At 74.9% G+C, this 17,428-nt stretch carries 19 protein-coding genes; 10 read left to right on the forward strand and 9 right to left on the reverse strand.

The features are described from left to right. Positions 1-25: 25 nt before the first annotated feature. Complete coding sequence (locus tag ACFWN3_RS05770) at positions 26-403, reverse strand: hypothetical protein (RefSeq protein ID WP_377644302.1); 378 nt, start codon at positions 401-403, stop codon at positions 26-28. After that, positions 400-1,353, reverse strand: coding sequence for an NAD(P)/FAD-dependent oxidoreductase (locus tag ACFWN3_RS05775; protein ID WP_377644303.1), 954 nt, complete (start codon positions 1,351-1,353; stop codon positions 400-402). The genes ACFWN3_RS05770 and ACFWN3_RS05775 overlap by 4 nt, the downstream gene beginning before the upstream one ends. A 39-nt stretch (positions 1,354-1,392) precedes the next feature. Between ACFWN3_RS05775 and ACFWN3_RS05780 the strand changes: the two genes are divergently transcribed. Genes ACFWN3_RS05780 through ACFWN3_RS05795 form a run of 4 tightly spaced genes read left to right on the forward strand, consistent with a single transcriptional unit; the run spans position 1,393 to position 4,262 of the window. After that, positions 1,393-2,235, forward strand: a complete 843-nt coding sequence (locus ACFWN3_RS05780) for a uracil-DNA glycosylase (protein ID WP_377644305.1) — start codon at positions 1,393-1,395, stop codon at positions 2,233-2,235. Between the two features lie 41 nt (positions 2,236-2,276). Next, a complete protein-coding gene (locus tag ACFWN3_RS05785) occupies positions 2,277-2,867 on the forward strand; it encodes a GNAT family N-acetyltransferase (RefSeq protein WP_377644307.1) in 591 nt (196 codons plus the stop codon). Positions 2,868-2,886: 19 nt separating this feature from the next. Continuing rightward, on the forward strand, positions 2,887-3,873 hold the full coding sequence (locus tag ACFWN3_RS05790) for a quinone oxidoreductase family protein (RefSeq protein WP_377644308.1): 987 nt from the start codon (positions 2,887-2,889) through the stop codon (positions 3,871-3,873). Between the two features lie 32 nt (positions 3,874-3,905). Further along, a complete protein-coding gene (locus ACFWN3_RS05795) occupies positions 3,906-4,262 on the forward strand; it encodes an arsenate reductase family protein (protein ID WP_377644310.1) in 357 nt (118 codons plus the stop codon). A 21-nt stretch (positions 4,263-4,283) separates the two neighbouring features. On the opposite strand, the gene ACFWN3_RS05800 is transcribed toward ACFWN3_RS05795, so the two are convergent. From ACFWN3_RS05800 to ACFWN3_RS05810, 3 genes are read right to left on the reverse strand one after another with little or no spacing between them, the layout of a single operon-like run. Then, positions 4,284-4,640, reverse strand: a complete 357-nt coding sequence (locus ACFWN3_RS05800) for a hypothetical protein (RefSeq protein WP_377644312.1) — start codon at positions 4,638-4,640, stop codon at positions 4,284-4,286. 25 nt (positions 4,641-4,665) lie between these two features. Then, on the reverse strand, positions 4,666-5,406 hold the full coding sequence (locus ACFWN3_RS05805) for a LuxR C-terminal-related transcriptional regulator (RefSeq protein ID WP_377644314.1): 741 nt from the start codon (positions 5,404-5,406) through the stop codon (positions 4,666-4,668). After that, positions 5,403-6,680 (reverse strand): PspC domain-containing protein, encoded by a 1,278-nt coding sequence (locus tag ACFWN3_RS05810; RefSeq protein WP_377644315.1) that lies wholly within the window; start codon positions 6,678-6,680, stop codon positions 5,403-5,405. Before ACFWN3_RS05810 ends, ACFWN3_RS05805 begins: the two co-directional genes overlap by 4 nt. Before the next feature lie 116 nt (positions 6,681-6,796). Between ACFWN3_RS05810 and ACFWN3_RS05815 the strand changes: the two genes are divergently transcribed. Together ACFWN3_RS05815 and ACFWN3_RS05820 are read left to right on the forward strand one after the other, a co-directional pair. Further along, a complete protein-coding gene (locus ACFWN3_RS05815; RefSeq protein WP_377644317.1) occupies positions 6,797-8,233 on the forward strand; it encodes a PspC domain-containing protein in 1,437 nt (478 codons plus the stop codon). Next, a complete protein-coding gene (locus ACFWN3_RS05820) occupies positions 8,233-8,646 on the forward strand; it encodes a hypothetical protein (RefSeq protein ID WP_377644319.1) in 414 nt (137 codons plus the stop codon). The genes ACFWN3_RS05815 and ACFWN3_RS05820 overlap by 1 nt, the downstream gene beginning before the upstream one ends. Here ACFWN3_RS05820 and ACFWN3_RS05825 read toward each other — a convergent pair. Both ACFWN3_RS05825 and ACFWN3_RS05830 read right to left on the reverse strand, forming a co-directional pair. Further along, complete coding sequence (locus tag ACFWN3_RS05825; RefSeq protein WP_377644321.1) at positions 8,637-9,332, reverse strand: NUDIX hydrolase; 696 nt, start codon at positions 9,330-9,332, stop codon at positions 8,637-8,639. The two genes, ACFWN3_RS05820 and ACFWN3_RS05825, sit on opposite strands and share 10 nt — an antisense overlap. Further along, entirely contained in the window at positions 9,329-10,528 is a 1,200-nt protein-coding gene (locus ACFWN3_RS05830) for a glycosyltransferase family 4 protein (protein WP_377644323.1), read from the reverse strand. Before ACFWN3_RS05830 ends, ACFWN3_RS05825 begins: the two co-directional genes overlap by 4 nt. An 18-nt stretch (positions 10,529-10,546) precedes the next feature. Between ACFWN3_RS05830 and ACFWN3_RS05835 the strand changes: the two genes are divergently transcribed. Next, a complete protein-coding gene (locus tag ACFWN3_RS05835) occupies positions 10,547-11,395 on the forward strand; it encodes a PIG-L deacetylase family protein (protein WP_377644324.1) in 849 nt (282 codons plus the stop codon). After that, positions 11,392-12,495 carry a lysylphosphatidylglycerol synthase transmembrane domain-containing protein gene (locus ACFWN3_RS05840; RefSeq protein ID WP_377644326.1) on the forward strand — a complete coding sequence of 368 codons (1,104 nt, stop codon included), beginning with the start codon at positions 11,392-11,394 and terminating at the stop codon, positions 12,493-12,495. The genes ACFWN3_RS05835 and ACFWN3_RS05840 overlap by 4 nt, the downstream gene beginning before the upstream one ends. Positions 12,496-12,499: 4 nt before the next feature. On the opposite strand, the gene asnB is transcribed toward ACFWN3_RS05840, so the two are convergent. Further along, on the reverse strand, positions 12,500-15,187 hold the full coding sequence (gene asnB / locus ACFWN3_RS05845; RefSeq protein ID WP_377644327.1) for an asparagine synthase (glutamine-hydrolyzing): 2,688 nt from the start codon (positions 15,185-15,187) through the stop codon (positions 12,500-12,502). A 276-nt stretch (positions 15,188-15,463) separates the two neighbouring features. Next, positions 15,464-16,393, reverse strand: coding sequence for an alpha/beta hydrolase (locus ACFWN3_RS05850; RefSeq protein WP_377644329.1), 930 nt, complete (start codon positions 16,391-16,393; stop codon positions 15,464-15,466). Positions 16,394-16,506: 113 nt separating this feature from the next. Between ACFWN3_RS05850 and ACFWN3_RS05855 the strand changes: the two genes are divergently transcribed. Both ACFWN3_RS05855 and ACFWN3_RS05860 read left to right on the forward strand, forming a co-directional pair. Continuing rightward, entirely contained in the window at positions 16,507-16,887 is a 381-nt protein-coding gene (locus ACFWN3_RS05855) for a hypothetical protein (protein ID WP_377644331.1), read from the forward strand. Positions 16,888-16,997: 110 nt separating this feature from the next. Then, on the forward strand, positions 16,998-17,426 hold the full coding sequence (locus ACFWN3_RS05860) for a hypothetical protein (protein ID WP_377644333.1): 429 nt from the start codon (positions 16,998-17,000) through the stop codon (positions 17,424-17,426). Positions 17,427-17,428: the final 2 nt, after the last annotated feature.

Raw genomic sequence — 17,428 nt, forward strand, 5'->3', positions numbered from 1 at the left:
CGTCACCTCGACCCGGAGCCGGCGGTCAGTGGTTCAGGAGCCAGGCGGGCCCGAGGACGCGCGCCCCGATGTCGTCGAGCCGCCGGGAGAGCTCGCGGTCGGCCGTGACGACCGTGACCTCCGAGCCGTCCGCACGGGCCCGACGCGCCTGCGCCACGATCTCGTCGTCGCCGTGCCCGGCGGCGTGGACGGTGCGCACGACGCCGTCGAGCCCCTCGGCCACCCCGGGACGGGCCTTGCCCTCGAGGACGAGGACGACCGCGTCGAAGCCAAGCTCGGCCGCGACGACCTTCGCGTGCAGGCGGGCCGCCGCCCCGGGGCGGTCGCGCCACCACCCGTCGGGACGGGAGCCGACGACGTTGGCGCCGTCGACGACGAGGACGAGGTGAGCCGGCGACGTCACGGAGCAGCCGCCCCGCCGACCAGCCCGACGACCTCCTGCGCGCAGCCCCACGCCAGCGTCACGCCGGCACCCCCGTGGCCGTAGTTCGTCACGACCGTCCGGCCCGCCACCTCCGAGCGCTGCAGCCGCACGGAGGGCGCGACAGGACGCAGGCCGACCCGCGCCCCGAGGACCTCGGCGTCGGCCAGCTCGGGCACGACGGACCGCACCCTGGCCACGATCGCCTCGTGGACCCCGGGGTCCGGCTCGAGGTCCCACGACCCCAGGACGTCGGTCCCGCCGCACACGACCCAACCGGGGTGCGGCAGCGCGTAGACCATGCCGTCGGGGTGGTCGTCGTCGACGACCCACCGGTCCAGGCCGGGGTTGGCGAGGAGGGCGACCTGACCGCGCGAGGGCTGCGGGCCCTCGTCGCCGAGGAGCTCCGCCGAGCGGATACCCGCCGCCACGACCACCACCGCCGACTCGACGTCGCCGACGTCGTCGACCCGGCCATCGACGAGCTCGACCCCGACGGCGCGACACCGGTCCTCGAGCCACGCGAGGTGCACGGCCATCGTCACGAGCGGCACGCGGCAGACGACCCCGCCGGTGGCGCCGTCCGGCAGCTCCGAGGGCGCCGCCTCGCGCCGGCCCTCGACGCCGGCGGCCCACCACCGGTCGGCTGTCCCTCGCTCGACCATGACGCCCTCGCGCAGCGCCACTCCCGCGGCCGGGACCTCGGCGAGCGAGTGGAACCACTCGAGCGCGGTGAGGCCCCAGGCGGCGACCCGGTCGCGCGGCTCGACGTGGTACGGGAACCAGAGCCCGCCGGCCACCGCCGAGACGGTCTCGGCCGCGGGGACGTCGCGCACGCAGCGGACCCGGTGGCCGGCCTCGGCGAGCGCCAGGGAGGAGGTCAGGCCGACGACGCCCCCGCCGACCACCGTGACCTCTGCTCCGTCCGCCATGGAGGCATCCTCGCGCACCCGCTCCCCTACGGTGGCCTGATGGAGCCGCGCGACCCCCACCCGGTGACGGGCCAGGAGTTCGCGTCCCCCGTCCCGCCGGGCACCGGCTGGCCGGGCGACCCGGCCGACGCCACGACCCGGGTCGCGCGCACCCCCGCGGGCGTCCGACGCCTCGCCGCAGGCTCCCGCGAGCTCGACGTCCTCCAGGCGCGGATCTCGGTGTGCCGGGCCTGTCCCCGTCTCGTCGCGTGGCGTGAGGACGTCGCCCGCACCGGCCGCCGCGCCTCGTTCGCCGACCAGCCGTACTGGGGCCGCCCGGGACCCTCCTTCGGGGACCCCGAGGCGCCGACGCTCCTCGTCGGGCTCGCACCGGCCGCGAACGGCACGAACCGCACCGGCCGGATGTTCACCGGGGACGCCTCGGGCGACTTCCTCTGGGCGGCCCTGCACCGCACCGGGTTCGCCGCGATCCCCACCTCGACCGCGGCGGGCGACGGCCAGCGGCTGACCGGGATGCGCATCGTCGCGGCCGTGCGCTGCGCACCACCGGACAACGCGCCCACCCCGCAGGAGAAGGCGACCTGCTCGGCCTGGCTGCGCCGTGACCTCGAGCTCGCCGAGCCCTTCCTGCACTCCATCCTCTGCCTCGGGGCGATCGGGTGGGACGGAGCCCTCGCCGCCGCCCGCACCGCCGGGTGGCAGGTCCCGTCCACCAGGCCGAAGTTCACGCACGCCGGCCAGGTCGTCGTCACGAGCCCGGCGGGACGGCCCGTCCGCCTCGTCGGCTGCTACCACGTCAGCCCCCACAACACCTTCACGGGACGGCTGACCCCGCAGATGCTCGATGACGTCCTGCTCTCCCTCCGTCCCGGTGGCGCGTAACCCGTTCGCCCACAGCCACGTCCACGACCTAGGGTCGCTGCATGATCCGCCTCGTCCGTCCGACCACCCGCCTGCAGCGCTCCTACCTCGAGGCCTCCGCCGAGTTCGGCGGGGCGCACCGTGACGGGGACGGCGACCTCGTCGAGGAGGCGGACGACGGCTTCCCCGGGGTCGCCTTCACCCGTGCGAACCTCGAGACCGAGGAGGGCTTCGCCCGCTTCGTCGCCCGTCGGCTCGAGCAGGCCGAGGAGGACGCGCCGCGCCCCGAGGGCCGCGTCCCGTGCACCTTCCTCTGGGTCGTCGACGACACCGACCCGGACACCTACCTCGGCTCCCTCGCCGTGCGGCACCGCCTCACCCCGTACCTCACCGAGGCCGGCGGGCACATCGGGTACTCCGTGCGCCCGTCGGCCCGCAACGCAGGGGTCGCCACCGCCGCCCTGCGTGAAGGGCTCGTCGAGGCCGGACGGATCGGCATCGACCCCGTCCTCCTCACCTGCGACGTCGACAACGCCACCTCGGCCGGGGTCATCGAGCGCAACGGCGGTGTGCTGGAGGACGTGCGCGGCAGCTCGCGCCGCTACTGGGTCCCGGTCCCGGTCCCGGACACCGTCCCCGCCGACGCCGACTGAGCCCGCCTAGGGTGGATCCATGAGCGCGCACACCGGTCCCGCCCTCGTCGTCACCGCGCACGGAGGACCCGAGGTCCTCGCCGTCGAGGACCGCGACGTCGGCGAGCCCGGCGTCGGCGAGGTGCTCGTCGAGGTCGCGGCCACCGGGGTCAACTTCATCGACGTCTACCAGCGCGAGGGCGTCTACCCCGTCCCGACGCCCTTCGTCGCCGGCAACGAGGGCGCCGGCACCGTCGTCGCGGTCGGCGCCGGGGTCGCGGGCTTCGCCGCCGGCGACCGGGTCGCCTGGCCGCAGGACCTCGGCTCGGCGGCGGCGTTCACCGTCAAGCCCACGTCGGTCCTCGTCGCCGTCCCCGACGGCGTCGAGCTCGAGGTCGCGGCCGCCGTCATGCTCCAGGGGCTCACCGCCCACTACCTCGTGACGAGCACCCACGACGTGCGCGAGGGCACCGTCGCGCTCGTCCACGCCGCCGCCGGTGGGGTGGGCCAGCTGCTCGTCCAGATGGTGCGGCGGCGCGGCGGCAGCGTCGTCGCGACGGCCGGCGGACCCGAGAAGTGCGAGACCGCCCGGTCGCTGGGAGCCGAGCACGTCATCGACTACCGCGCGGTCGACGACCTCGCCGCCGCCGTCCGCGAGGCCACGGGCGGCCGGGGGGTCGACGTCGCCTACGACGGGGTCGGCAAGGACACCTTCGACGCCTCCCTCGCGAGCCTGCGCCCGCGCGGGACGCTCGCCCTGTTCGGCGCGGCCAGCGGCCAGGTGCCGCCGTTCGAGATCCAGCGGCTCAACCAGGGCGGCTCCCTCTTCCTCACCCGGCCGACCCTCGGCCACCACCTCGCGACGCGCGAGGAGCTGGAGTGGCGGGCCGGCGAGGTGCTCGGCGCCGTCGCCGACGGGTCGCTCCACGTCGCCGTCGGCGGGCGCTACCCCCTGGCCGACGCGGCCCGGGCCTACGACGACCTCGAGGGGCGCCGGACCCAGGGGAAGCTGCTCCTCCTCCCCTGACCCGACCGCACGCCGCGAGTAGCCTCCACGACATGGCCGACGTGACGATCCTCCACAACCGGGCGTGCTCGACCTCGCGGTCGGCGCTGGAACAGGTGGAGGCCTCCGGGCTCGACCACGAGGTCGTCCACTACCTGAGGACGCCGCTCGACGGCACCGCCCTGCGCGACCTCCTCGACAAGCTCGAGGACGAGCCGACGGCACTGGTCCGCCGCGACCCGTACTTCACGGGCCTCGGCCTGACCGACGACGACGTCCGCACCAGGGAGCAGGTCGTCGCGGTGCTCCTCGAGCACCCGCGGCTGCTCCAGCGGCCGGTCCTCGTGCGCGGCCAGCGCGCCATCATCGGCCGCCCGAAGGAGCGCGTCCCGGCCTTCCTCGCGACCTGAGCCACCGGCCGGGCGACGGCCTCAGGAGGACGAGGTCCACAGCACCGCGACGGCGGTGTTGAGGACGGCGAGCGCCCCGGCCGCGTGGACGAGCGTCACCTGCTCGCCCGCGCCGCGGCGGGACCTGCCCGCGGCGATCTCGGCGCACGCGGCCACCGCGATCGCGACGACGAGCTTGACCCCGACCTTGGGGTGGTTCACCGGTTCGTCGCCGGCCTCGAGCAGCCCGACGAGCAGCAGGCCGGTGAGCACCTGCGCCCGCGCGCCCCAGAGCAGCGCCGGCGTGACCCGGCCCCGCGCGACGAAGACGGCGCTGCCGACGACCGCGGCCATCCCGAGGAGGTGGAGCAGGACGAGGAGGTGGTGCACGAGGTCCATGCCGACACCCTAGGGCGCGGGACCCTCAGAGGAGACGACGCCCCATCGCCCACGCCGTCAGCTCGTGGCGCGAGGAGAGCTGGAGCTTGCGGAGCACCGCGGAGACGTGCGTCTCGACCGTCTTGACCGAGATGAAGAGCTCCTTGGCGACCTCCTTGTACTGGTAGCCGCGGGCGATGAGCCGCATGACCTCGCGCTCGCGGACCGAGAGGCGGTTGAGCTCCTCGTCGACCTCGGCGATCTCCCCGGCGGCGGCGCCGAAGGCGTCGAGGACGAAGCCGGCCAGGCGCGGGGAGAACACGGCGTCCCCGTCGGCCACCCGGCGGATCGACACGATGAGGTCGCGCGCGCCGATCGTCTTCGTCACGTAGCCGCGGGCGCCGGCGCGGATGACGGCGATGACGTCCTCGGCGGCGTCGGAGACCGACAGCGCGAGGAAGCGGACCGGCCCACCGGAGCGGCTCTCGACCCCGACGCAGCTCGCGATGACGTCGACGCCCCCGTTGCCGTTGCCGCCGGGGAGGTGGACGTCGAGGAGGACGACGTCGGGCTGCTCGGACCGGATGACCGAGACGGCGGTCTCGACGTCGGGGGCCTCGCCGACGAACTCGCACACGGCCTGGCCGCCGGCGAGCATCGCCTCGCTCAGCTCGGCGCGCACCCCGGTGCGGAACATCCGGTGGTCGTCGACGAGGACGACGCGCACCGGTGCCGGGACGCCGCCCTTCGGCGTCGCGGGGGTGCTGGGAGTGCTGGGAGTGCTCATGCCTCTCCTCCTTCGACGGGTGGCAGCGTCAGCTCCACCTCGGTGCCGTCGTCGCGGCGCCGCACGCGGGCGGTGCCGCCGTGCCGCTCCATCCGGGCCAGGATCGAGTGCCGGACGCCGAGCCGGTCGACCGGGACGGCGTCGAGGTCGAACCCCTCGCCGCGGTCGCGGACGAAGGCCTCGACCCCGGTGGGGCCGATCTCGACGTACGCGGTGACGGGTGCGGAGCCGTGGCGGACGGCGTTCTGGAGCGCCTCGCGCATCGCCTGGGCCAGGGCGGCGCCGTGCGGTCCCTGCGGGCGGTCGCCGGTGACGACGAGGTCGATCGGCACGCCGTGGAGGTCCTCGACCTCGTGGGCGACCTCGGTGACCGCCGCGGCGAGCGAGGCCTGCGACCCCTGGGGCCCGGCGTAGAGCCACGAGCGCAGCTCGCGCTCCTGGGCCCGGGCGAGACGGGTGACCGCGGCGGAGTCGGTGGACTGCCGCTGGATGAGGGCGAGGGTCTGGAGGACGCCGTCGTGCAGGTGGGCGGCGATGTCGGCCCGCTCGGTCGCGCGCGCGGCCAGGACCTGCTCGCGGCGGAGGTCGCTCCACAGCCGCAGGGCCCACGGCGCGGCGATGATGAGCGCGCCGACGAGCACGGCGACCGCGGCGAGGAGGGCGTCCCAGACGGCCGAGAGCGACTGCCCCCGGGTCACGAGGACGAGGATCCCGGCGACGGCGAGGACCGACCCGAAGGTCACCCGGACCCACCGGAACCGGGTGTCGTCGCCGGTCGAGCCGGTCGAGCCGAGCCAGCGCGTGCGCTGGGCCTCGTCGAGGTTGGACCACGCGACGATCGCGCCGACGACGATGACGAAGAGGGGCACGAGGGTCCCCGCGGCACCGGAGCCCTCGACGAGCGGGGAGACGAGGACGATGCCGACGCCGACGAGGACGGCGCCGGCGACGACCACGGTGCTCCACTGCCGCCGCCCCGAGAGCGGGACGTCGACCGAGCTGCCGTCGGTGTCGCCCTCGGGGGTGAGCGCCCAGAGGAAGAGGTAGGCGGCGATCCCGCCGCCGCCGAGGACCGCGAAGGCGATGAAGGCGACCCGCACGGTGCGGGTCGTCAGGCCCAGGTGCCGGGCGACCGCCGCGCTGACCCCGGGCGTCCAGCCGCGCCGCGCCCGGTCGCGGACGAGCGGCGGCCGGGCCGGACGCCCCGAGGGGTCGCCAAGGACCGGGCCGGCGTCGGTCGCCGTGCGCGCGGAGGGGTCGTAGGGGACGGGCACGCCACCATCCTGACGCACGCCGGGGTGCCCGACGGCCGGACCCGGGGTCCGGTCAGGGAGGGCTCAGGGTCGACCCTCATGGCGAGGGCCACCCCTGACGCGCCACGGTGGGTGACATGACGGAGAACCCCACCCAGACGCCGCCCCCCGCCGGGCCTCCCCCGGCCGGGCCGGACCCCCGCTACGCCCGCCCCCACGACGGCGGCTCGGCCCTCGACGACGCCTTCGCCCGGCTCCGGGAGAGCGGCTACGGCCGCGACACCGACGCCCGCTGGTTCGGCGGGGTCTGCTCCGGCCTCGGCCGGCGCTGGAACGTCGACCCGGTGCTCGTGCGGGCCATCGCCGTCGTCCTCGCCTTCTTCGGCGGCATCGGCATCACCGCCTACGTCGTGCTCTGGCTCGTCCTGCCCGACCAGCGCGGCGACATCCTCGCCGAGCGGGCGATCCGCCGCGGCGACCTCGGGCCGGTGGCGCTCCTCGTCGTCACCGCCCTGCTCCTGCTCGGCGGGTTCTTCTCGATCGGCCAGGGCAACGGCTGGGTCGCCCCCCTGTGGGTCGTCGCCCTCGCCGGCCTCGCCTTCGTCCTCATCCGGCGCGACCGGGTCTCCGGTCCGTCGCCCACCCACGTCCCGGCGCCCGCCGGGAGCACCCCGCCCCCGCCCCCTCCAGGAGGAGCCCCGATGAACGCCCCCACGACCGCGTTCTCCCCGCCGGCGGGCGCCGCCGCCCCGGGGGCCTCGGCCTCCCCCGGCTACGCGATGCCCCCCGGCCAGCAGGCCCCGTACGGCGCCGCGCCGCAGCCCGGCCCCTACGGCGGCCAGCAGCCCTGGGGCGGCCAGCCCTGGGGCGGCCACCCGGCCCCGCCGGCCCCGCCGCGTCCCGTCGCCCCTCTGCCCCCGCCGCGTCCGCGGCGTCGCCGCCCCAGCTGGTTCGTCGGCCTGGTGTCGCTCGGCATCGCCCTCGTCGGCCTCGGGCTGGGCGTCGCCCTCGCCGAGCCCCTCGGCTACCCCGGCAGCGCCGGCACGCTCGGCCTGCTCATCGGCCTGACCGGTGTCTCGCTCGCCGTGCTCACCCTCGGCATCTCCGGCCGGGCCGCGGGCTTCAGCGGCTTCCTCACCGTCCTCCTCGCCTTCCTGCTCGTCGGCTCGGCCGCGGCGTCGCGGGTCGACCTCGAGGAGTCCTCCGGCTTCGGCCCCCGCACCTGGACCCCGGTCCCGGCCGCCGGGGAGACCCGCTTCGAGCACGGGGGCGGCGACGTCGTCCTCGACCTGGCCCGCTTCGCCGGCGCCGAGGCGGACCCGGCGCGACGACAGGTCATCTCCGTCGAGGTCGGCGCCGGTGACCTCCGCATCCTCGTCCCCGAGGGCGTCTCGGCCCAGATCGGGGCCAGCGTCGGCTTCGGCTCCATCATGCAGCGGTCCGCCGACGGGTCGACCGCCCCCGACTCGACCGGGCCCGACCGCTCGGTCACCACCACCGTGGGCGACGGCCCCACAGCCGTGACGATCGACGCCCAGCTCGGGGTCGGCGAGATCACCATCGAGGAGCAGTGATGACGACCAACGACAGCACCCAGGGACCGGACGACCGCACCGACGACGCGCTCGCCCGCGAGGTCTTCGACGAGCCCACGACCGCCGTGCCCACGACCGCCGGGACGACGTGGGCCCCCGCCCCCGGCGGGGCGGCCCCCGGCACCACGGCCACCGCCACGGCGGTGCGGCCCGACCAGGCCCCGGCGACCTCCGTGCAGCCCCCGCCCCGCGAGTACGTCAAGGGCCCGGCCCCCTTCGCCATCGTCCTGGGCCTGCTCGGCCTCGTCGTCGCGGCGACCACCCTGTTCACCGAGATCGTCGGGATCGACGTGCCGTGGGGCGACCTCGGTCCGTGGACGGTCGTCGGTGCCGGGGTGCTCGTCCTCCTCGTCGGGGGCCTCGGCCTGCGCGCGAGCCGCGGTCAGGACTGAGGGCCGGCGTGGAGGTCGGCGACGCCGGCGGCCCGCAGGGCCACCGCGACGCTCGCCACGACCTCCACGGACCCCAGCTCGTCGAGCCGCACCCACCGGGCGTCCGCGGTCGACCCACCCACGTCGTGGACGACGGGTGCGGTCGGCCGCGGACAGCGTGCCGTGTGGAGCAGCCGCACCGCGTGATAGTCCTCGAGACCGCGCGGCGAGCGCCCGATCCAGTGCTGGGTCATGACGTCGACGAGCTCGACGCCCTCGACGACCTGGCCCGTCTCCTCGAGGACCTCGCGGACCACCGCGTCCCGGGGGCCCTCCCCCGGGTCGAGGCCGCCGCCCGGGAGGTTCCAGCGTCCGCCGGCCCCGGTGCGCGCCGCGAGCTGGGTGAGCAGCAGCCGGCCGTCCTCGACGACGACGGCGTAGGCGGCCACCCGCTGGTGCGGGGTGACGCCCGCGCGCTCGGTGGCGTCGAGCCCCGGTCCCTGCGGCCCGCCGGGCCCCGTCGAGGCCGCTCCGGGACGCGCGGGGTCCACCGCGTAGCGCAGCGTGAGGTCGCCCCGGACGCCCTCGACGCGTTCGGCCCGCCCGGTCCACCCCCGGGCGTGCAGCCCGTCGAGCGGGTCCTCACCGTGCCCGAGCGCGAAGGCCGCCACGGTGCGGGCGCCGTGGACGCCCACGACGGTGATCACCGGACGGGCACCCCGGCCCGGTGGTACTGGGCGAGCGTCGCCTCGAGGACGCCGTCCCAGTCCTGCGCCGGCGGGACGGCGCGGACGTGCTGACGCAGCCGTTCCCGCAACCCGTCGTCGCCGGCGAGGCGCGCCAGGGCCGCCGCGAGCCCGGCGTCGTCGTCGGCGAGCAGCCCCTCGACACCGTCGCGGACGAAGTCGTCGGTGCCGGTGCCCCGCAGCGCGACCACCGGCAGGCCGGCCGCACGCGCCTCGAGGGCCGCGATGCCGAACGCCTCGAGCCGCGTCGCGGTGAGGTACGCGTCGGCGGAGTGGTGGAGGCGGCGCAGCGCCTCACGGTCGACCCGCCCGGGGAGCTCGACCCAGTCGAGGCCATGGGTCCTGACGTACCGCTCGAGGACGCGGCGCTGCGGTCCCTCGCCGACGACGGTCGCCCGCAGGGGCACCGCGGGGTCCAGGAGCCCACGGGCCGCGCGCAGCGCACCGAGCAGGGCCAGCGGCCGCTTGCGGGACGCGAGCCGGGTGGCCGTGACGACGTGCACGGCCCCGCCCGAGCGAGCACCGCCCCCCACCGCCGTCCCGTCGTCAGCGACGCCGGCGGCGGCGCCGGCGTCGCCGGCGGCGCCGGTACGCCACCAGGCCACGTCGACCCCGTTGGGGACGACCTCGACCCGGGCGCCGCGGGCCGCGTCGGAGACCCGCGCCGCGGCCATCGACGACACCGCGCCGAGGGCGACCCCGCGCCGGGCCCAGCGCGCGAGGTGGCCCACCGCCCGGAACACCGGTCGGGAGCGGTCGATGACGCAATGGAACGTGGCCGTCACGGGCAGCCCGAGGTCGAGGGCGAGGGGCACGAGGTCGGTGGCGAACGGGCTCACGACGCCGAGGTGCGCGTGGGCCACGTCGAAGCCACCGGCGGCCAGCCGCCGACGCACCTCGGAGCGCGCGAAGGGGTTCACCGGGACGCCGAAGGGCAGCGCGATGGCCAGGCGGTGCACGGTCACGCCGTCGTCTCCGACCGTGGTGGCGCCACCCCTCTCACCGTCGGGGCCGGTGGTGGCCGTGAACACCTCCACGTCGTGCCCCGCCTCCACGAGGTGACGGGAGAGGTCGCGCACCTGCGACTCGATGCCACCGAGCCGCGGCGGGTAGCAGTCGGTGAGCATGGCGACCTTCACGAGGCTCAACCCTGCCATGCGCGAGGATGGGCGACGATGTCCCGCACGATCGTGGCGTTCCACGCCCACCCCGACGACGAGGCCCTCCTGACCGCGGGCACGATGGCCCGGCTGGCCGACGACGGCCACCGGGTCGTCCTCGTCCTCGCCACCGACGGCGGGGCGGGACTGGCCTCCGAGGCGCTCCGGGCCGACGGGCGGCTCGGGGAGCGCCGGCTCGTCGAGGCGGAGCGCTCCGCGCAGGCCCTCGGCGTCGCCCGCGTCGAGTGGCTCGGCTACGCCGACAGCGGCAGCGGCCCGGCGCCCGGCCCCGACGCCCCCGGCGTCACCCGCTTCTGCCGCGCCCCCCTCGAGGAGGCCGCCGAGCGGCTGGCGGCCGTCCTGCGCACCGAGCGCGCCGACCTCCTCCTCTCCTACGACGCCAACGGCGGGTACGGGCACCGCGACCACGTCCGCGTCCACGAGGTCGGGGCGCGAGCGGCCGAGATCGCCGCGACCCCGCGCGTCCTCGAGGCCACGATCCCGCGCGACGCCATCGTGCGCGCCGTCCGGCTCGCCGCCCGGGTCTACCGCTTCCCCGCCGAGTTCGACCCCACGAGCCTGGAGCGCGCCTTCTCGGCCCGCGCCGACGTGACCCACCGGATCTCGGTGCGGCGCCACGTCGCGGCGAAGCGGGCGTCGATGCGGGCCCACGCCTCGCAGGCCACCGGGGGCGGCGCGGCCGCGGTCGGCGCCGGGGGCCAGACGGGCGACCGGACCCTCGCGGCCTTCCTCCGGATCCCCCGACCCCTCTACGATCTGGTGTTCGGGAGGGAGTGGTTCCGCGACCCGTCGCTCCCACCGGGGGGCCGGGTCAGGACCGAGATCTTCGAGGGGGAGGCATGAGCGTGCGCACCAAGCAGGTGCTCCAGGCCGTCGTCGGCCTCGGGCTCGCCGCCGCCCTCCTCATCTGGGGCCTGCCGTACTTCGCGAAGACCTCGTGGAGCGAGATCTGGACGCACGTGCGCGCCGTGCCCCTCAGCCACGTCCTCGGCTTCCAGGTCCTCATGCTCCTCGGCCTGTGGAGCTACACCTTCACCTTCACCGGGGCGCTGCGCGGCCTCAGCCACTCCAAGGCGCTCATCATCAACCTCTGCGGCTCCTCGGTCTCCAACCTCCTGCCGGGAGGGGGGGCCGTCGGGCTCGCGGCCACGTACGCGATGTGCCGGTCGTGGGGCTTCACCCGCCGTGCGACGTCGACCTCGGCGATCGTGACCGGCGTCTGGAACGTCCTGGCCCGCATCGCCCTGCCCGTCGTCGCGATCCTCGCGCTGTGGGCCGGTGGGGTCAGCCTGCCGGCGGTCCTCACCGAGCTCGCGGTCGGGGGCGCCATCACGGGGCTGGCCATCCTCGTGGCCTTCGTCGCGATCATGGCGAGCGAGCGCGCGGCGCAGGTCATCGGCCGCACCGTCGACCGGCTGCTCGGCCCGCTCCTGCGCAAGCGCAGCCGCGCCTCGGGGAAGCCGCAGATGAGCATCCAGGAGCTCGTCCACGACCTGCGCGCCCGGATCAACGACGTCGTCTCCAGCGGGTGGCCGTCGATGACCCTGGGCATGATCGGGTTCTTCGGGGCCTACTACGTGCTCTTCGTCCTCGTGATGCGCGAGACCGGCGTCACGACGATGCCGCTCAACCTGCTGTTCGCCGCGTTCGCGATCGGACGCCTCCTCACGGCGGTCGGCATCACGCCGGGCGGCGTCGGGGTCACCGAGACGGCGACGGCGGCCGTCCTCGTCGGCTGGGGCGCCGAGCCCGCGGCCGCCACGGCCGGTGTCGTCCTGTTCTCGATCCTCACCCACCTCATGGAGGTGCCCCTCGGCGGCCTCGGGTGGCTGCTGTGGTCGGTGAGCCCCAAGGTCGCCCCGCCCCCCGAGGGGTCGGAACCCACGTTCGTGCCGACCGCCGGTCGGACCGCCCCGTCGCCCGAGGGCCCCGCTCCCTCCTGACGCCTCAGGCGTCGTCGCGGAGGAAGACCATCGCCATCGGGGTCTGCTCGCTGCCCTGCCCGAGAGGGTTGTCGGCGAACATCTCCTCGTAGCGGTCCCACGGTTGCGCGACGTCGGCGCCGAGCACGTTGCGCCCGATGTCGTTGGCGTCCATGACGACGGTCCCCTGGAAGGTCGAGCGCCACGGCTCGGGCAGCCGCTCGCGGATGGCCGCGGTGAGGCGGGCCGCCACGTCGTCGGGGTCCTTGGGGGCGAGCTTGGCCGAGACGTTGCTCGGGTACGCGGAGTACTCGGTGGGCCCGTCGATGGCGTTGATGGAGTTGCCGACGAGCTCGTAGAACAGCCCCTTGCGCCCGATGACCTTGCCGATGGCGCCCCCCGCGGAGGCGTACAGGACCCGCGGGAGGCCGGCCTCCTGGATGGCGAGCTGCATCGTGAAGGGGCTGCCGAGGCCGATGCCCGCGGGCGTGCGGGTGACGTAGCGGGACAGCACCCGCGCGGGGCGGCCGACCTTGATGTCCCAGACGAAGTAGGAGCGGCCCTGGGTGATCGCGACGATCTTCTCGGAGATGAAGAACCACCAGGGCCCGGACGTCGCGGCGGCGTGCTCGGGCCCGGCCGAGGGCAGGCCGGCGAAGAAGCGGTCGACGTGCTCGACGACGCGGGCGTCGAGGTCGTCGTCCTTGCTGACCAGCTCGGTGCGCACCGGGTAGCGGCGCACCGTCTCGCCCCGCGCGGTGACGAGGTCGAGCTCGCGCCGCTCGTTGGCCTCGTAGTCGGTCTTGACGTGTGCGGCGCGGGCGGCCTGCGCGGCGTCGGCACCGTCGTCATTGTCGTCGAAGAACTCGCGCAGCCACAGCTCGAGGTTGATCAGGCGCCAGAACGTCATCGTGTCGACGTCGTTGGCGCCCTTGATCCAGCCCTCGAACGCCGCGATGACCTCGGTCTGGTTCACGTACGGGCGGTTGGCGAACGACTCGCTGAGGAAGATGTTGTAGAAGTGGTTCTTCAGCCGCATGAACCACTCGACCTGCGGGGTGGTGAACCCGATCTTGTTGCGGCGGCGGTTGATCGACTCGGGCAGCAGGCCACGGGTGGCATCGCGCAGCACCCGCTTGTTCCAGCCGTCCTTGATGATCGCCTCGTCGGAGAGGCTGAAGACGAACTTCACGACCTCCTTGTCGAGGAACGGCACGCGCCCCTCGAGGGAGAAGCGCATCGTGTTCTTGTCCTCGTAGCGCAGCAGGCTGGGCAGCGAGTTGTGGAAGAGGTCCTCGACGAGGCGCTTCTTGAGGTTCGCGCCCTCGCTGGCGTACTTCTCGCCGCTGTGGGCCCGGACGAACGCCGCGTCCATCAGCTGCGTCGTGGGGACCGACTTCTTCAGCCTGACCTTGGCCTTGAGCTTGAAGCGGCCCAGCCGGTAGAGGACGTCGAGGCTCTTGGCGAGCTCGGCCGCGGCGACGGCGGCGCCCTGGGCGCGCAGCTGCCGGAGGTAGACGGCGTAGTAGGGGATGTAGCCGGCCATCATCTCGTCGGCGCCCTGGCCGTCGAGCAGGACGGTGACGTGCCGGGTGGCCTCGCGCATCACCTGGAACTGCGCGTAGGGACCCGAGGAGATGAGCGGCTCCTCCTGGGTGCGGACGAAGTCGAGCAGGTCGGCCTTGAACTCGTCGGCCGTGGGCTTGATCTTGTGCGACTCGACGTGGCCGGTGCAGATGTCGAGGACGTCGTCGACGTAGCGCTCCTCGTCGTTGATCGAGCCCGGGAAGACCGCCGAGAAGGTGTTCTGCCGGGCGCCGACCGCGCTCAGCGACAGCGAGTCGCCCTCGTCGAGCAGCTGGTTGATGATGACCGCGACGGCGCTGCTGTCGAGCCCGCCCGAGAGGCTGGTGCCCACGGGGACCTCGGACTGCAGGCGCAGCCGCACCGACTCGACGAGGCGTCGCTTGTACTCGGCGGCCGCGGCGGCGTCGTAGGGGCGCTGGACGCTCGCGAGCTCGAGGAGCTCCTCCTTGAGCCGGGTGAACATGCGCCGCTGGACGCCCGTCGCGTCGGCGGTGAGCATCTCGCCGGGGGCCAGTCGCTCGATGCCGTCGAAGAAGGTCTCGGTACCGTCCTCGTGGGCGCGGAAGCGCAGGTACCGGTAGACCGAGCGCTCGTTGACCTTCTTGTCGTAGAGCCCGCTGGCGAGGATCGGCTTGATCTCGCTGGAGAAGAGGAGGACCTCGCCGTCGCCCTCGGGGTGCGGGACGCGCGCGACGTAGAGCGGCTTGATGCCGAAGTGGTCGCGGGCCAGGGTGAGCCGCTGGTCGCGACGGTCCCAGATGGCCAGGCCGAACATGCCGTTGAAGCGGTCGAACGCCTCGGGCCCCCACTGGGCGAAGGCCTGGAGGACGACCTCGGTGTCGCTGTCGGTGACGAACGTGCGGCCCTGGGCCTGCAGGTCCGAGCGCAGGTCGAGGTAGTTGTAGACCTCGCCGTTGTAGGCGATGACGTAGCGGCCGTCGGCGGTCTCCATCGGCTGCTGGCCGTGGGCGACGTCGATGATCGAGAGGCGACGGTGCGCCAGTCCGCAGGCGCCGTCGGTGACGATGCCCTCGCCGTCGGGGCCACGGTGCTGCTGGCAGTCGTTCATGCGGGTCAGGAGCGCCCGGTCCTCCGGGAGCCCGTGGTAGCCGGCGATGCCGCACATGCGTCTGGTTCGTCCTGTCCTCGGGGGCGGAGCTGCCGAGGGCGCTGCCCTCGGGTGGTGCTCGGGTCGTGCTGGTGGGGCTCGGGTGGTGCTGGTGGGGCGGGCGCCCCGGACCTCAAGCCTGCCACGGATGCCGCGTCACGCCGACTCGCGGGCGCCCCTCCATCCGTGCGCGGGCCTGGCGCAAGTTCGGGGTAACCCCGAACTTGCGCGCTTCACCCCGGTTTGTGTCCCGGGTGAAGGGCGCAAAAGTCGGGTGGAGCGGCGCCCGGGCGGTCAGCCGGTTGGCAGGTGGGCGTCGAGCCAGCGGACGAGGTCGGCCGTCACCTCGTCGCGGTTGGTCTCGTTGAAGATCTCGTGGCGCGCGCCGGGGTAGAGCGTGACCGTGGTGTCGGTGACGCCCGCCGCCGCGTACTGCTCGCGCACCGACCGCGGGCCCTTGCCCTTGTCGCCGACGGGGTCCTGGTCGCCCGCGATGAGGAGGATCGGCAGGTCGCGGCGCACCCGCGCCACGCGGCGCTTGTCGTTGATGCCCTGCAGCCCGCCGAACAGGTCGCTGAAGAAGCCGCTGGTGAAGGTGTTCCCGCACTGCGGGTCGGCGACGTAGCGGTCGACCTCGGCCTCGTCGCGCGAGAGCCAGTCGAAGTCGGTGCGGGCCGGCTTGTAGGCCGAGTTGAACTGGCCGAAGGTCAGCTTGTCGAGCAGCGGGCTGACGTGCCGGCGCCCCCGCAGCCGCGACTCGGCCGCCGCGACACCGAGGCCGACCTTGCCGAGCGGCCCGGGGTCCCCCGCGGTCCCCGAGAGCACGAGCCCGGCGAGGTCGCGGCTGTCCTCGATGACGTAGGCACGTGAGAGGAACGACCCCATCGAGTGACCGAGGAGGAAGACGGGCAGCCCCGGGTTCTCCTCCTGGGCGAAGCGGGTGACCGCCCGGAGGTCGGCGACGACGGTGGCCCAGCCGTCCCGGTCGGCGAAGTACCCGTGGTCGGCCTTGGCGGCGGTTGCGCCGTGGCCGCGGTGGTCGTGGGCGTAGACGGCGTACCCGGCCGCGGTCAGGGCCTCGGCGAGGCGGGTGTAGCGGGCGGCGTGCTCGGCCATCCCGTGCGCGATCTGGACGACGCCCCTGGGCTCGCCGTCGGGGAGCCAGCGGTGGGTGTGGAGGCCCGTCCCGTCGCTCGCGGTCACGGTCGTCGTGCTGGTCTGCATGGTCGCCGCCTTTGGTTACCAGTGGGTAGTCGAGCCAAGGGTGCCACGGACGGTCGGCTCCGTGGCTACCGTCCCACCATGTCCCCTGCGCGACCTCACCCGGCCCCGTCCGCATGACCGTCCCCGACGCCCCCGCGGGTGGGGTCATCCGGCTCACGATCCCGGGCTACGGGCCGTTCCGCCCCACGGTGCACGTCAACGACCGGCTCGTCCCCGCGCGGTTCGGGACCCAGGACGTCCCCGTGCCCGCGGGGCGCACCGTCGTGCGGGCCTACGTGACGGCGATGGCCGAGCACGGGCACGCGGAGCTCGCGGTCGACGTCGCCCCCGGAGCGGTCGAGACCGTGCACTACTCCCCGCCGTGGATGTACGGCCTGCCCGGCGTCATGTCCAGCACGACGCCGACGGGCTGGCGCCGGATCGCCCCCTCTCCGCAGGCCGCGATCATCGTCGCCGTCGTCGCCGTGTTCGTCCTCTACGGCCTCCTGCGCTGAGGCCGCGAGCTCGCCGCGCCCACGCCTCGACGAGGGATGGCTGCGCGCCCCCGAGGGCGACCGGGTCGGGGCCGCCAACCATCCTTCGCCGTCCACTAGCCTCGGGCGCCATGACCGAGGTGACGCCGGGGGGACCGGCACCGCAGGGACCGCGCCCGCAGGGCACCATCCGGCTCACCCTCCAGGGGAACGCCCTGACAGCGGGACTGACCCCGGTGGTGCACGTCGGCGGGCACCGGCTGAACAGCCGCTACGGGACGATGGACGTGCCCGTCTGGGCCGGGCCGAACCGGGTCGACGTCCACGCCCAGTGGACGCGCCGCTACGGCGAGGCCAGCCTGGAGGTCGACGTCCCGCCGGGCGGGGTCGTCCCCGTGTTCTACGCCGCGCCCCACCACGTGTTCTCGCGGGGGGACATCGGGCTCGAGCCCCAGCGCCGCCGCGGGCTCGCCGCGAGCATCGCGATCATCCTCGGGAGCATCGGGCTGGTGGTCGCGGCCCTGGTCGGGGTGTTCGCGCTGGCGATCGCCCTGGTCTAGCG

Source organism: Oryzobacter terrae (assembly GCF_042756445.1).
GTDB lineage: Bacteria > Actinomycetota > Actinomycetes > Actinomycetales > Dermatophilaceae > Oryzobacter > Oryzobacter terrae.

Bases quoted from the DNA above. Each gene is read 5' to 3' on its own strand.
- ACFWN3_RS05840 (WP_377644326.1), top strand. From the start codon at position 11,392: ATGAGCGTGCGCACCAAGCAGGTGCTCCAGGCCGTCGTCGGCCTCGGG.
- asnB (WP_377644327.1), bottom strand. From the start codon at position 15,187: ATGTGCGGCATCGCCGGCTACCACGGGCTCCCGGAGGACCGGGCGCTC.
- ACFWN3_RS05785 (WP_377644307.1), top strand. From the start codon at position 2,277: ATGATCCGCCTCGTCCGTCCGACCACCCGCCTGCAGCGCTCCTACCTC.
- ACFWN3_RS05795 (WP_377644310.1), top strand. From the start codon at position 3,906: ATGGCCGACGTGACGATCCTCCACAACCGGGCGTGCTCGACCTCGCGG.
- ACFWN3_RS05815 (WP_377644317.1), top strand. From the start codon at position 6,797: ATGACGGAGAACCCCACCCAGACGCCGCCCCCCGCCGGGCCTCCCCCG.
- ACFWN3_RS05850 (WP_377644329.1), bottom strand. From the start codon at position 16,393: ATGCAGACCAGCACGACGACCGTGACCGCGAGCGACGGGACGGGCCTC.
- ACFWN3_RS05820 (WP_377644319.1), top strand. From the start codon at position 8,233: ATGACGACCAACGACAGCACCCAGGGACCGGACGACCGCACCGACGAC.
- ACFWN3_RS05860 (WP_377644333.1), top strand. From the start codon at position 16,998: ATGACCGAGGTGACGCCGGGGGGACCGGCACCGCAGGGACCGCGCCCG.
- ACFWN3_RS05780 (WP_377644305.1), top strand. From the start codon at position 1,393: ATGGAGCCGCGCGACCCCCACCCGGTGACGGGCCAGGAGTTCGCGTCC.
- ACFWN3_RS05775 (WP_377644303.1), bottom strand. From the start codon at position 1,353: ATGGCGGACGGAGCAGAGGTCACGGTGGTCGGCGGGGGCGTCGTCGGC.
- ACFWN3_RS05805 (WP_377644314.1), bottom strand. From the start codon at position 5,406: ATGAGCACTCCCAGCACTCCCAGCACCCCCGCGACGCCGAAGGGCGGC.
- ACFWN3_RS05790 (WP_377644308.1), top strand. From the start codon at position 2,887: ATGAGCGCGCACACCGGTCCCGCCCTCGTCGTCACCGCGCACGGAGGA.
- ACFWN3_RS05830 (WP_377644323.1), bottom strand. From the start codon at position 10,528: ATGGCAGGGTTGAGCCTCGTGAAGGTCGCCATGCTCACCGACTGCTAC.
- ACFWN3_RS05835 (WP_377644324.1), top strand. From the start codon at position 10,547: ATGTCCCGCACGATCGTGGCGTTCCACGCCCACCCCGACGACGAGGCC.
- ACFWN3_RS05855 (WP_377644331.1), top strand. From the start codon at position 16,507: ATGACCGTCCCCGACGCCCCCGCGGGTGGGGTCATCCGGCTCACGATC.
- ACFWN3_RS05800 (WP_377644312.1), bottom strand. From the start codon at position 4,640: ATGGACCTCGTGCACCACCTCCTCGTCCTGCTCCACCTCCTCGGGATG.